This is a genomic window from Anaerobacillus sp. ABD4_527, from assembly GCF_056160805.1.
The window spans coordinates 383,839-396,992 of record NZ_JBSWXZ010000002.1 but is presented as its reverse complement, the minus strand read 5'-3'; the positions used below and the strand labels follow the sequence as shown (position 1 = coordinate 396,992).

Genomic DNA, 13,154 nt, shown 5'->3' with positions numbered 1-13,154 from the left:
AGAGAAGAGCGATTTTATTGAAAGAGATAGCCCTCGGTATTCTTTCGTCGATGTTTTTTGCCGTTACATTTATCTTGAACCGTTCGATGGAACTTGAAGGTGGAAGCTGGATGTGGAGTTCTTCCCTCCGTTTCCTCTTCATGGTTCCCTTTCTATTCCTCATTGTACTGATGAGAAGCAATCGAAAACAAGTTTTTATCGAACTAAAAAAAGAACCTTGGAAATGGCTGACGTGGAGTTTTGTGGGTTTCGTCCTTTTCTACGCCCCTCTAACATACGCAGCGACATATGGACCAGGCTGGTTAGTGGCAGGCACATGGCAATTCACGATTATCGGTGGGATCCTCGTCGCTCCTTTCTTTTTCAAAGTAGAACGAACCGCCAAGGGCATCGTGAAACGACGACACCGCATCCAAACAAAATCACTCGCCATTTCGCTGATCATCTTGATTGGAGTCCTTTTGATTCAACAGCAAAAAGCGAGTGAGCTCACAATCGTTCAGATTATGATCGGGATCGGTCCTGTCATTTTAGCCGCGTTCGCATATCCACTCGGAAACCGCAAGATGATGGAGTTATGTGAAGGAAAGCTCGATACGTTTCAGAGAATTCTAGGCATGACGATCGCTAGTTTGCCATTTTGGTTGATTATTAGCGGGGTTGCAGTCGCCAAAGTCGGCTTACCGAGCACGAGTCAAGTGACACAATCGTTTATCGTCGCGATCTGTTCAGGCGTCATCGCGACAACGCTATTCTTCATCGCAACGAATCGCGTGAAGCATCACCAAGGAAAGCTCGCCACAGTGGAAGCCACGCAATCGACGCAGATTCTGTTTGTGATCATGGGTGAGACGCTCCTGTTAACAAGTCCGCTCCCAACTGGACTCGCTTTAGTAGGCGTTCTGTTCATCATCTTAGGAATCATTGTTCACACGTTTAATATGAAAAAGATGAGTACGGTTGCGGTGCCGAGAGCGTCGAGGGCACAATAAAAGGAAGAGGGTGCACCCTCTTCCTCTAAGGTTAAGCTCCTAACCACTTCTGTACTTTCGGCATGAGCGGCAATACGTACCGATCGAATAAGAACACAACGACGATGGAGATTCCGACTAATGGCATCAGAATTCCAAATACAAGCATGATCGCTAGGACGACGCGCTGCACCTTTTTACTTTCTGTTTTCTTAGGTGCGCCTAACTTTCCTTCAGGTTTCCTTTTCTTTAGCATCACAAACGAACTCAAAACGATCCCGATCAAACCGATACAGACGATCAACCCGATGATTTGGTTTGCTAGTCCAAATAAGCGCCCTTCATGTAAAGCGATTCCGTATAGTATTCCTTTCGCCATGGTGCCATAATCACTGAACCGAACGTCTGTTAAAACCGTCCCATCATACTGATCGACGTGAAGCATCGTGTTGTCCCCTGGTTTTGTGTGAGAACTTGAAATCGTGTAGACGCCTTCTTCTCCTTCAGGAAACGATATCGTATATGGTTTTACTACGGCATTCTGATCTGCGACCTGACTCACTTCATCAGCAGAAAGCGTTCCGCCCTCACTAAGCGTCGAGACTGGGACAGGAATATTTTCAGCTGCCCACGGCACATCCGTCGCAACGTCTTTTGTTACGACCGGCGTCTCTGTTTCAGGGAACCCTGTATCCGTAGCCACCGCTAATTTGTTGATCTGCTCTCCCATGACGCCGGACCACGGAAGTCCTGTCGCAATTAAGATAACGATGAAGATCGATAGCCAGAACGCAGGCACTGCATGAACGTCACGCCAGAACGTTCGCCCTTTCGATCGAAGCCTCGGTAGTACCGTGCCGAAGACCGATGAACGATTCCTAGGCCACCACAGGTATAACCCCGTTACTAACAAAATGATAGTCCAGCACGCTGCTAGCTCGATGATTCGGTTGGCTACCGTTCCACCAACGATCAACTCACTATGAAGTTTTTTAAAAACTTCCGTGAACTCATCTTCTGTTTTCATCGTTCCTGCGATACTTCCGTTATACGGATTCACATAGACGGACGTCTGCTCACCGTTTTCGAGAAGCCCCATCTTCGTTGTCCGGTTCGGATCATCCGAAAAAAGCATCGACGTGATGGTAGCATCCGGATATTCGTCATAGACGCTTTCTACCTGTTTTGATGCAGATAACGGTGCGGCTTCTGTCGTTTTTACTTCATATAAATCTTTGTACAGAAACGATTCAATCTGTGGTTTAAACAAATAGACAGCTCCACTAAACGCTAAAATGATCAGAAACGGAGCAAAGACGAGCCCCGCATAAAAATGCCATCGCCAAAGCGTGGCGTAGAAAGAGGGTTTCTTCGGTTTACTAGGTTTGTGTTCGTTTGCTTGATGCACATCGACTTGCTGCTGATTAGAGTATGACATTGTCCCTTCTCCCCTAACGTTTATTTTCTTACTAACTATTAAGATAACGTTCCAATCTCTCAAACGGATGTGTACGAGACACTACATTTAAAAATAATAGCGAACCCCTTCCCTCACTCACACATGATTTGTTACAAAAAAAGAACACCCCATCATTCGGGTGTCCCATGAACTAAAAACGACACAACTTAGTCACCTTTACGGTATTCTTCCTCGTCAGCCTGCTAACGAATAAAAGCACCCTCTCTCTGTTCAAGCGCATCTTCTAACCACCTCGGATGCATCGTTAAAAGTTCATCCGGCAGCTTAGATGCCTGAAAGAACTTCACATCGAGTGATTCGTCTGAATTGCACCTGAGATCTCCACCTATGATTTCAGCTAGAAAGCACGTTGTAATAAAATGAACGACTTTTCCATCTGGGTAATGAAACACTTATGAGGACGGCTCCGAATAAACGCCGATCAGCTTTTTAACCGCGATATCTAAATTCGTTTCTTCTTTCACTTCTCTTACCGCTGCCTCAGCAACCGTTTCTCCAATCTCGATATGCCCGGAAGGAATACCCCAAAGTCCAACATCCTTCCTTTTTTGAAGCAGCACGTCATTGTTCTCATTCAAAATAATCACCGCTACACCTACTTTTAACGCATCGATTTTCATCTCATTAACCTCCTTACAAAATAAAAAAAGGCCCGAAGAGAAAGTTTTCAGCGCATGCGAAATACGCTGAACCTTTCCCCTCGGACCTTTTATGTCAATAGGTGCCTTCTACTTTCGTAAAAGATGCAGCCCTCGGTCACAGTCCTATCGAATAGCGGAACCCTAGCTGCAGTTTTCCAGTTCACTACTAGTCTACTACGGATGGGGAGGTGATGAAAGTGTTTTGCGGCAGGGCGTACGTACATTTTGTCCCTTATAAATTGACTTAGAAATCAGTTCGAGCTATAGTTAAAGTAACAAGGGGAGTAGCGGCCGATACGGTTGGTGGATCACCATTACGGTATTTCGATACCTGGTCCATCACGCTAAACTTTTAGTACGCAAGACCTTGGTACAAAACGTGCCAGGGTCTTTTTGTATGCACTGGCAGAGAGGAGTTCACCATGCTAATCCTATCCTTTATACTCGCAGCAGCAGTTGTTGTCATTGCCGCTATTTATCTTAATCAGTTCGGTGACGTCATCAGTAAGAAATCGTCATTGAGCGGTGCGGTCGTCGGTACGTTCTTGATTGCAGGAGCAACGTCACTTCCAGAGTTAACGACGAGTTTGACCGCCGTGTACATCGATAACCCCGATATTGCGGTCGGAAACATGCTAGGCAGTAACGGGTTTAACCTACTCATCCTCGCTGTTGTCGACTTGATCTATCGAAGAAGAAGATTGTTTCAACAGATCGATACGAAGGCGAACGTCCCATCAGCGCTCATCGGTTTACTCTTTTTCGCGATCATTATCGCAGCGTTCTTGATTCCTGGCTCCATCTCGATCTTTGGAGTTGGAATCGAAATGATTATCGTCGTTCTCGCTTACGTCCTTTGTATGAAATTCATTTCAAGTGATGAGGAGAAACAAGAAGAGGTTCCGACGAAGGATTACGCCCTTCGAACAGCGGTTGTCGGCTTTATCATCGCAGCGGTTGTTGTTTTTGCTTCTGGTAGTCTTCTATCGATTACAGGTGACCGTCTTGCACAAGCAACAGGCATGAACGCGAGCTTCGTCGGAAGCTTTCTCATCGCTGCTTCTACATCATTACCAGAGCTCGTGACAGTACTCGCTGCTTTTAAACTAGCAAACTATAACATGGCGATCGGTTCCATTCTAGGAAGCAACCTTTTCAACATCCAGCTCCTTGCGTTAACGGATATCCTTTACCGAAAAGGTCCGATTCTCGCTGCTGTCGATACGTCGAACATGTTCATCGCAGGGCTCGGCCTCGTCATGACGCTCGTGATCATCTACCTACTCGTGCGTCCAGCTCGTACCCTAAGTCAGTGGCGATATGCCGCCCCGTCACTCGCGATGGCTCTCATGTACGTTGTCATTTCATATGTATTGTTTTAATAAAAAGCGTGCTGTCCATGTGGGCAGCACGCTTTTTACCGCTCATCACTTCCTACTTCAACGACTTCCTCCTGCATTGACTCGTGTACGTAACCTTGTTCTTCATAGATTCTGTCTTCCTCTGGGTGGTTCTCATAGTAATCAAACTCATCTTCATATTCGGCATTCGAAACTTTTCGAACGGGAGAAGTCGCCTGTTCACTTAGCATGCCTGATGCTACACGAACACGACGTGGCAGATGCCGAATCGCAAAGAAAGCTCCGATTAGAAAGGTCAGCGCAAACTCGATTCTCGTAAAAAACAACAGCATCAAAAAAACGATGACGTATAAGACCCAATAAATCGTACTCAACCCCTTTAACCTATTGGATGATGTACCTATCTTATTCATCGATCAGGAGAATCATGCCATTTTTATAACAATAAAAAGACAACAGCGCGCTGTTGTCTTCCTGTTACTTCCTTTTCAAAATGTCATCGACGATACCATACTCTTTCGCTTCTTCTGCACTCATGAAGTAATCACGGTCCGTGTCTTCTGAAACCTTTTTCAGCGGCTGACCTGTTCGATCGGCGATGATTTCGTTGATGTGCTTTCGAAGCTTGATGATTCGTTTTGCGGAGATCTCAAGGTCCGTCGCTTGCCCCCTCGCGCCACCGAGCGGCTGATGGATCATGACTTCACTGTTCGGAAGAGCGAACCGCTTCCCTTTTGTCCCAGACAGGAGCAGCATCGCTCCGAATGAAGCTGCCAAACCCGTACAGATCGTTTGGACGTCTGGTTTGATGTATTGCATCGTATCTAAGATCGAGAAGCCCGCTGATGTCGAGCCGCCTGGACTGTTGATGTAGAGCGAGATGTCTTTGTCAGGATCTTCTGCAGCTAAAAATAAGAGTTGAGCTACGATGCTATTCGCCATATGATCGTTGATTTCTTCACTCACCATGATGATGCGGTCTTTTAACAAACGTGAGTAGATGTCGTACGACCGCTCACCTCGATTCGTCTGTTCCACTACGTAAGGTATCGCATTCACGTTATTGCCTCCTTCGCTATGCTGCTAATGAGAGGATCATGGAAGGTGACGATGGGCGTGACGCCTTTGGAATAAGCGATGGAATCAGCTTGATGAATGTGGCAGGATCTTGAATCGCAATCGCTTTCACGATTGACCGGTACACCACCGTGTCATACACAATTTGTTCAGCAGGGTCCTCCACCTTTTGGACTCTCGATCGAGCCCGATTCAACAATGCCTTCACACCTGTTTCTGACATCTCTAACAGCTCGGCGATCTCAGAAATTTTATACTGAAACGCTTCTTTTAAAACGAACGTCACGAGCTGTTTTGCGGTTAACGTTAACAGTTTCTCAAGTATTTCAGGATCAACATCGCTTTCTTCAGTGGCCTGCCCCTCAAACCCTTCGTCTGAAACAAGAGTTTCCTTTTCTGCCTTTCTCATGTGATCGATCCAACCGTGGTAGGCAATTTTCTTCAAAAGGGCTGGTGTTAGCTCTCCTCCATACGTCTTAATAGCCTTTACGATCGCATCGTGAGCGAGGTCTTCTCCAAGCCATTTGTCTTTTGTGAGAAAGGTGCAGTACGCATACAGCTTTGGCAGCAGGGTCTCAAGTTGCTTTTCCTTACCGTTCTCCTTAGAAGGAAATGTATTTTCCACCATCATCACTCCTTTATCCTCTCACTTCTATAACGGATGAACCTTATTAAAAGATATGGGTGGGAAGAAAACTTTTTTACATGTTCGAACGATTCTCTCGCACCCTATACCCCTATGCCAGCCAACAGATATGGTTCTCTCACAACATAACCATTCTATTCTTTTCATATATATTGGTGGGAAGGTAGGTGGGTGTGGTGACAGAATCGTTTTCTTCATTAAAGTATCCTGATGATTTACTATCCATTATTCGAAACGGTTTGCCGAAATCCTGTCCTCCTCGACACATCATCATAATCGGGGCCGGTTTGTCAGGGTTAGTCTCGGCTTCATTATTAAAAAGGGCTGGTCATCGCGTCACGATCCTTGAAGCCAACAACAGAATTGGTGGGAGAGTTTACACGATTCGCGAGCCTTTTTCAGAGAACAAATACATGGATGCTGGGGCGATGAGAATCCCTGATAATCATACCCTCGTGTTTGAATACATCAAGCGTTTTAGACTACCTGTTAATCCGTTCAAAAACGCTTCTCTAAATGATTTAATCTATGTGAACAATGTCCTTACGACTCGGAAAGAATACGAGGAAAACCCAGATATTTTAAGGTTCCCAGTGGATGAAAATGAAAAAGGAAAAACGGCAACAGAGCTTTTTCTAGAGGCAACACAGCCTTTTATCGACCTTTATAAAAACAGCTCAGATGAAGAAAAGGAAAACTTGATCAAGGAGTATGGGTCCTACTCAATGGGAAGGTTTTTACGGAGCAACCCCTTCGGACGCCCTCTTTCTCTCAATGCCATAAGAAGCATTGCCGTAATGCTTGGCATCGAAGGATTCCCTAACTTTGCTTTTACTGACATTTTAACCGACATCATCTATCCGATCTTCGGTAATGAGATAAAGTTTTATGAGATAAAAGGTGGGAATGATCGTTTGCCGTACGCCTTCTTCAATGAACTGCGGTCAGATATTTACTTCAATCGTAAAGTTGAGAAGATTGTCCAAAACGATAAGGGTGTACGCGTTCAAGCAGAGAACCCACTAACTGGGCAACGTTTCACCTATAAAGGTGATGCGGCCATCATTACGTTGCCGTTCCCTCTAATTCAATTCATCGATATATACCCCTACGATTCGATTTCGTTCAAAAAATGGCAAGCAATCCGAGAACTAGTCAACGTACCAGCTGTTAAGATCGGCATTGAATTTGGAAGGAAGTTCTGGGAAGCTGACGACGTTGGAAATGCGCTCAGCGATTTGCCAACCCGGTTCACCTACATCCCAAGCCACGCGATCGGTTCGCCGGGTTCTGGTGTGTTGTTGGCGAGCTATAGCTGGGGAAATGATGCAGTACTATGGGGAAGCTTGTCCGAGGAGGAACGCATTAAGATGGTACTGAAAGACTTAGCTAAGATTTACGGAAGCAAAGTCTACACAGAATATAAGACTTCCGTTACGTTCAATTGGAGCGAGAACCCATACTCTGCCGGTTGCTTTACACTCTTTGTCCCAGGACAGGAAACAAATTTAGGGAAAATCATCAGACAGCCAGAAGGAAAGCTTCACTTTGCCGGCGAACACACCTCCTCCTTCCACGGCTGGATGGAAGGCGCCATCCAATCCGGAGTAAGAGCAGCGTATGAAGTGAACAACAGCTGTTGAGATATGGTGCCTGGTACCACCCGGTTTCTGTCGAAACAAGGGTTCCGAGTCAGCGCTGACTCGGAACCCTTTGCTTACTTCCTTACTCACATGACCTGCATCCATACCACACCAACCGTTACGATACAAAGTAAGAAGAAGGCTGGCATACTGATGAGCTTCACTACTTTCCCTTCTGCATCCCTTCGCACACCTTTATCCCATCGAAACAATTTTCCGTATTGATGATCACTGAACTCTTTCCAATCTGAACGAGATAAACTCGTAAGCGCGTACAGAGCAAAACCAAGTACGATGAATTTGACCGCGAGTGGCAACAGATAGATCGCTACGTTGCTCCAGCCGACAACCTGCAGGTAGAACTGAAGTTTATCAAACGATCGAACTAGCCACTTTATGTACAGATCAAGAATACGTGAGACCGGATCATCTTTTTTAAACCATTTCCCCTTAACAAGTAGGGGTCTTCTTCTCTCGATAAGCGGCTTAGAAACACTTCCGCTCGGTCCTAGAAATAGCTTAGTAAAGTGCTGTTTATAGCCTCTCTCAAGAATGACATCTTGAAAGAACGTTCCCTTCAATGTAAGGCACATACGAATGAGAAGAGAGAGGATAACGGCGAGAACAGCACATACGAATACTAGAATACCTTCCCAATCTATTACGGTACGTAAGACGAGAACCGTTCCAACTCCTATGGCGGTTAGTAACCCAATCATCACCCACTTAACCCATATGATTGAGATGGTGACTTGAAGAAGATGCTTTCCTAACGTCACGATGACACTTATCAAAAGAATATAGGAAGCAAGACTCGTAACCTCAGAAACTGACCATCCCCATCCTACGATGAGTAATGGGAGGAGAACTCCTAACCCAATGATCCCCCATCCGACAGTCCTTAAAAGTGAAAAAAGCGTATACCACTTTTTGTATGTGACCATCAGCTCAGTATTTCCCATAATGAACACTTGGTCTGCCTCTTCTACATATGTTCTGAAGGAAAGTGTCGTCGCAAAGAAAAATAACCCGATCAACGCGACTTCCTCAGGCACACTCACTGTCCACTCAGGTGCTTCGATCCACCACGATCGATACATCACGATGAAGATTGCGATTGCTGGGATAAGGATATACAGAAGGACCGTCCAGTCGATCGCGGTACGAAGATCTCGATATTTATAATCAAAATCGCTTTTAATCCTTTTCTTTAACAGCGAAAGAGCTTTCATCGCTCTTGCTCCAGCAGAGTATCAACGCAGTCAAGCAATGAGCCCGTTTTTTCTCCAGACTTCAACTGAAAATCATGCAGCGATCCTTGCGCCAACAGCGTTCCATCGTTCAAAAGGATGAACCGATCGCAGATTTGCTCAGCCGTATCCAAGACGTGGGTACACATTAAAATACCTGCGCCCCTCTCTCTTTCCATCTCGATAAGCGTAAGAAAATCTTTCGTCGCACGAGGATCAAGTCCAAGAAAAGGCTCATCGATAATATAGAGATCTGCCTTTAACATAAACGCTGTGATCAACATGACCTTTTGCTTCATCCCTTTTGAAAAACTCGACGGATAGTCATCCACCACCTTCTCCATACGGAAATATGCGATCAGCTCTTTCGCCCTTCTTTCCCACTCTTCCCCTCCTAGAGAGGAAGCAGCGGCAAGTTCAAGATGCTCATAAAATGTTAAGTAATCATATAGAACGGGTTGTTCTGGTATGTATGCATAGCGAGCGCCGTCTTTTATCTCAACATTACCTTTCCCCCCTTTCAATAGACCAAGTAATGCCTTTATCGTTGTACTTTTTCCTGCACCGTTTCCACCAAGAAGACCAACGAGTTCCCCTGCACCTACGTCAAATGCAATGTTTCGAACCGCCTTCCGATTATCCTGATATCCTGCACTCTCAATCGCTACGTTCAGCATAGTATCACCTCACTTACTAGTACGACTGTTGACAGCTGAAGGTTTCGCATTCAAGTCCCGTTTCTGGTGCCTTTTCTATCCTGGTGCCTGGTACCCCCCGGTTTATGTCGAAACAAAAAAAGAGCCTGAAACAACAGGCTCTTTCGCTAAACTATCGAATTAACCAACCTTCTTTTCTTCCTGCTTCGTCTCCCATGCCTCAGTATCTTTAATACCAAGTGCTGTAGGATTGAACACTGGATTCTTACCTGCTTTACGCTGTAACTCGTAATCTTTCAGTACCTTCATGGCTACTTTTGCCAGCATGCCGATCGCGATCAGGTTGATGATCGTCATCAGTGCCATGAACAAGTCTGCCATCTTCCATACAAGAGATAGACTTGAAATCGATCCGATCATCACGAATGCCATCGTAAGGATACGGTAGCCAAGAATCGCTGACTTACTTTCTTTAATAAACTCGATGTTCGTTTCGCCGTAGTAGTAAGAACCGATGATCGAGCTGAATGCAAAAAGGAAGATTGCGACTGAGATGAAGATTGCTGCCCATCCACCGATATGAGAGCTTAGTGAGTTTTGCAGCAACTCGATTCCAGATACTTCTCCTGTACGGAACTGAGGAGCAAGTAAGATGATGAAAGCTGTTGCGGAACACACAAGAATCGTGTCAACGAATACACCTAGAGACTGGATTAAACCTTGCTTCGCCGGATGTGACGTCGTTGCAGTAGCTGCAGCGTTTGGCGCACTACCCATACCAGCTTCGTTCGAGAACAAGCCACGTTTTACACCGTTCATGATCGCTGCACCGATCGCACCACCGACAGCTTGCTCAAAACCAAATGCACTTTGTACGATCAATCCGATGACGGCAGGAAGTTCAGTAATGTTGATCAACATCACAATGATCGCAATCGTAAGATAAAGCACTGCCATTACAGGAACGATGATACTCGATAAGTTCGCAATACGGTGTACCCCTCCGAAAATAACGAGACCCGTAACAACCGTAATCAAAACCCCTACCATAATACGGTTCATGCCGAACGCATTCTCAAACGCTAATGCGATCGTATTACTTTGAACGGAGTTAAAAATGAGTCCGAACGTAATTGCGATTAAAACTGCGAATATGATTCCTAACCATCTTTTCTTTAACCCTTTTTCTATGTAATACGCTGGTCCTCCTCGGAACGCCTTTGAATCTTTGATCTTATAAACCTGAGCTAATGTACTTTCAATAAACGCTGTTGCTCCTCCGAGTAAAGCGACGATCCACATCCAAAAGATTGCACCTGGTCCACCAAGCGTGATTGCTACTGCTACCCCCGCTAAGTTACCAGTACCAATACGAGTCGCTGCTCCAACACAGAAAGATTTAAATGGTGAGATATTTTTCGATCCATCTTTGTACTCCGGTTTCTCAGACATCACCCGGATCATTTCTCCGAAGAAACGAAATTGCACAAAACGTGAAGCCACCGTAAAGTAAATGCCTATACCGAGTAACCCTGCAATGAGTACGTAACCCCAAAGAATGCCATTCGATGCATCGATAATCCCATTCAAAAACCCTTCCATTTACACATTCGCCCCTTTTTGTTAATTCTTTTTAAATTTTCAGAAATTTGTATATTTTTATTATACAAGTAATTCCGGGGAATGCAATACATTTTTCGACGAATTGTGAGGGGTGCCTGTCACCACGACAAGCACCCCTCTCATTCAGGCTTTTCGATCCGCATAAACGGCCATCGCATCGCGCATAAACTCCGCTAACCCTTCACCGTATTTATCGATATTCTTCGTGAAACGCTCATCATCCACGTACATTTGCCCTAGCCCGCGGAACGCTTCATAAGAATAATCTCCAAAATTCTTCAAGAACTCATACCATTCATGAATCGCTTCCTGTGCTTCCACAGAATCAGGTGCACCGTGACGCAGCTTCGCAAGTCTCGTATAAATCCGATCCCACCCCTCCGATAGATTTTGCTGCTCTTCTTTAGACATTCCTCGCACCTTCTTATTCGATTCATCGATCTTCTTATCACCCCAGCGCCTGCGCGCCTCCTCTTCATACGGGTTATGATCAAAGTTCATCCCCTCAAACTTTTCCTCATTTGTCATTTGGACCTCTCCCATCATTTGTTTTATCGTTTTATCGATTGTCGTAATCATCCGATCCACATGACTGCGCTTTTCAACAAGCATCCTCCGCTGTAGCTCCAATGCCTCCTTCCGATCAAAGGCAGGGTCCTCAAGAATTCGCTGAACTTCCTTCAGAGAAAACCCAAGTTCCTTAAAGAACAAAATCTGCTGCAGCGTCTCTAAATCATGTTCAGAATAAATCCGGTAGCCTGCTTCAGTCGTCTCTGGCGTTAACAACCCTATTTCATCATAATGATGAAGCGTACGAACACTGATTCCTACAAGATCCGCTACCTCTTTCACTTTCATTTCGACCAGCACCTCCTTACTCATCACTATAGTGTATAACGTAACGTGAGGGTCAATGGGTTTTATCACTATATTCTCCTATTAGTTAAAAACATAAAAGAAAGCCGTATTCGACTCCCGAATACGGCTTCACCAGTTCATTTAAAAAGGAACTGAACAAACGCTACGATCAAAGCAACTAGAAAAAAACAGACGATACCTGCCATAATAACAGATCGAAAAAACTTTTTTCCTTCCGCGAACGCTTTTATTATTTTCACGTGCACCCTCCTATAAATGAGTTCTTACTGTCTAATTCCCAATTATTTCAAAATGAAACAGTAAAAATTGCTCATTACGAGAGTCGCATACTTAATTAAAACATCATGGCCATCGGTCGCTAAACATCTTCTTCCCCATTCTCATACTCCCCACGCAGCATTGAATACATATACAGATCATCAAATTTTCCACACGTATATTCATAGTGTCTCAATAACCCTTCTCTCATAAAGCATTGCTTCTCAACTAACTTTTGAGATGAACGATTTTCAAGCTCGATCAACGCTTCGATCCGTTCCAATTCGAGCTCTCGAAAACCGAATGCCATAACGGCATGCAGCGCTTCACTCGCTAACCCTTTTCCCCAGTAACTCTTATTTAGCTCAAAACCTATCTCCGCCCGCTTGTGTCTCGGACTACGATTTAAAAACCCACAGCTGCCAATCATTTCATCCGATTCCTTCAGTACCAGTCCCCACCGCATTCCGGAACCTTCTTTATGTATGGATTTGTACCAGTTAATCTCATCTAACGCATCGTCGATCGACCGAAACGGTTCAAGCCCCATGTGCTTCACAACATCTGGGTCTGATAAATAACCAAGCATCGCTTCAGCATCATCTGTTTTCACTTCTCTCAGCATCAACCGTTTCGTTTCGAGTGTTGGTAACTCGTTGTTCATCACTT

General features: G+C 45.0%; 13 protein-coding genes and 1 pseudogene. 3 read left to right on the top strand and 11 right to left on the bottom strand.

The features are described 5' to 3' along the window. Nucleotides 1-17 precede the first annotated feature (17 nt). Nucleotides 18-992, top strand: coding sequence for a DMT family transporter (locus tag ACXAHI_RS14235; protein WP_474848891.1), 975 nt, complete (start codon nt 18-20; stop codon nt 990-992). A gap of 31 nt (nt 993-1,023) precedes the next feature. Here ACXAHI_RS14235 and ACXAHI_RS14230 read toward each other — a convergent pair whose 3' ends face one another. Further along, on the bottom strand, nt 1,024-2,409 hold the full coding sequence (locus ACXAHI_RS14230) for a PepSY-associated TM helix domain-containing protein (protein ID WP_474848889.1): 1,386 nt from the start codon (nt 2,407-2,409) through the stop codon (nt 1,024-1,026). A gap of 224 nt (nt 2,410-2,633) precedes the next feature. Then, nucleotides 2,634-3,071: pseudogene (locus tag ACXAHI_RS14225) on the bottom strand (NUDIX domain-containing protein). A 443-nt stretch (nt 3,072-3,514) separates the two neighbouring features. Between ACXAHI_RS14225 and ACXAHI_RS14220 the strand changes: the two are divergent. Further along, a complete protein-coding gene (locus ACXAHI_RS14220; protein ID WP_474848887.1) occupies nt 3,515-4,474 on the top strand; it encodes a sodium:calcium antiporter in 960 nt (319 codons plus the stop codon). Between the two features lie 35 nt (nt 4,475-4,509). Here ACXAHI_RS14220 and ACXAHI_RS14215 read toward each other — a convergent pair whose 3' ends face one another. The 3 genes from ACXAHI_RS14215 to ACXAHI_RS14205 form a co-directional block, all read right to left on the bottom strand. Next, nucleotides 4,510-4,827: a hypothetical protein gene (locus tag ACXAHI_RS14215; protein ID WP_474848885.1), complete on the bottom strand. Its 318-nt coding sequence runs from the start codon at nt 4,825-4,827 to the stop codon at nt 4,510-4,512. Nucleotides 4,828-4,930: 103 nt separating this feature from the next. Continuing rightward, nucleotides 4,931-5,512, bottom strand: a complete 582-nt coding sequence (gene clpP, locus ACXAHI_RS14210; RefSeq protein WP_474848882.1) for an ATP-dependent Clp endopeptidase proteolytic subunit ClpP — start codon at nt 5,510-5,512, stop codon at nt 4,931-4,933. Between the two features lie 16 nt (nt 5,513-5,528). Beyond that, the gene (locus ACXAHI_RS14205; protein WP_474848880.1) at nt 5,529-6,155 is read right to left on the bottom strand and encodes a sigma factor-like helix-turn-helix DNA-binding protein; all 627 of its coding nucleotides are present in this window, start codon (nt 6,153-6,155) and stop codon (nt 5,529-5,531) included. 197 nt (nt 6,156-6,352) lie between these two features. On the opposite strand from ACXAHI_RS14205, the gene ACXAHI_RS14200 reads away from it, so the two are divergent. Further along, a complete protein-coding gene (locus ACXAHI_RS14200) occupies nt 6,353-7,819 on the top strand; it encodes a flavin monoamine oxidase family protein (RefSeq protein ID WP_474848878.1) in 1,467 nt (488 codons plus the stop codon). Between the two features lie 86 nt (nt 7,820-7,905). On the opposite strand, the gene ACXAHI_RS14195 is transcribed toward ACXAHI_RS14200, so the two are convergent. The 6 genes from ACXAHI_RS14195 to ACXAHI_RS14170 form a co-directional block, all read right to left on the bottom strand. Further along, entirely contained in the window at nt 7,906-9,051 is a 1,146-nt protein-coding gene (locus ACXAHI_RS14195; RefSeq protein ID WP_474848876.1) for an ABC transporter permease, read from the bottom strand. Then, nucleotides 9,048-9,746: an ABC transporter ATP-binding protein gene (locus tag ACXAHI_RS14190; protein WP_474848874.1), complete on the bottom strand. Its 699-nt coding sequence runs from the start codon at nt 9,744-9,746 to the stop codon at nt 9,048-9,050. The genes ACXAHI_RS14195 and ACXAHI_RS14190 overlap by 4 nt, the downstream gene beginning before the upstream one ends. A gap of 159 nt (nt 9,747-9,905) precedes the next feature. Continuing rightward, nucleotides 9,906-11,327 (bottom strand): alanine/glycine:cation symporter family protein, encoded by a 1,422-nt coding sequence (locus tag ACXAHI_RS14185; protein WP_474848872.1) that lies wholly within the window; start codon nt 11,325-11,327, stop codon nt 9,906-9,908. Nucleotides 11,328-11,471: 144 nt separating this feature from the next. Beyond that, on the bottom strand, nt 11,472-12,230 hold the full coding sequence (locus ACXAHI_RS14180; RefSeq protein WP_474849896.1) for a MerR family transcriptional regulator: 759 nt from the start codon (nt 12,228-12,230) through the stop codon (nt 11,472-11,474). Nucleotides 12,231-12,343: 113 nt separating this feature from the next. After that, nucleotides 12,344-12,466, bottom strand: a complete 123-nt coding sequence (locus tag ACXAHI_RS14175) for a hypothetical protein (RefSeq protein WP_270181008.1) — start codon at nt 12,464-12,466, stop codon at nt 12,344-12,346. 119 nt (nt 12,467-12,585) lie between these two features. Further along, nucleotides 12,586-13,149 (bottom strand): GNAT family N-acetyltransferase, encoded by a 564-nt coding sequence (locus ACXAHI_RS14170; protein WP_474848870.1) that lies wholly within the window; start codon nt 13,147-13,149, stop codon nt 12,586-12,588. Nucleotides 13,150-13,154 lie beyond the last annotated feature (5 nt).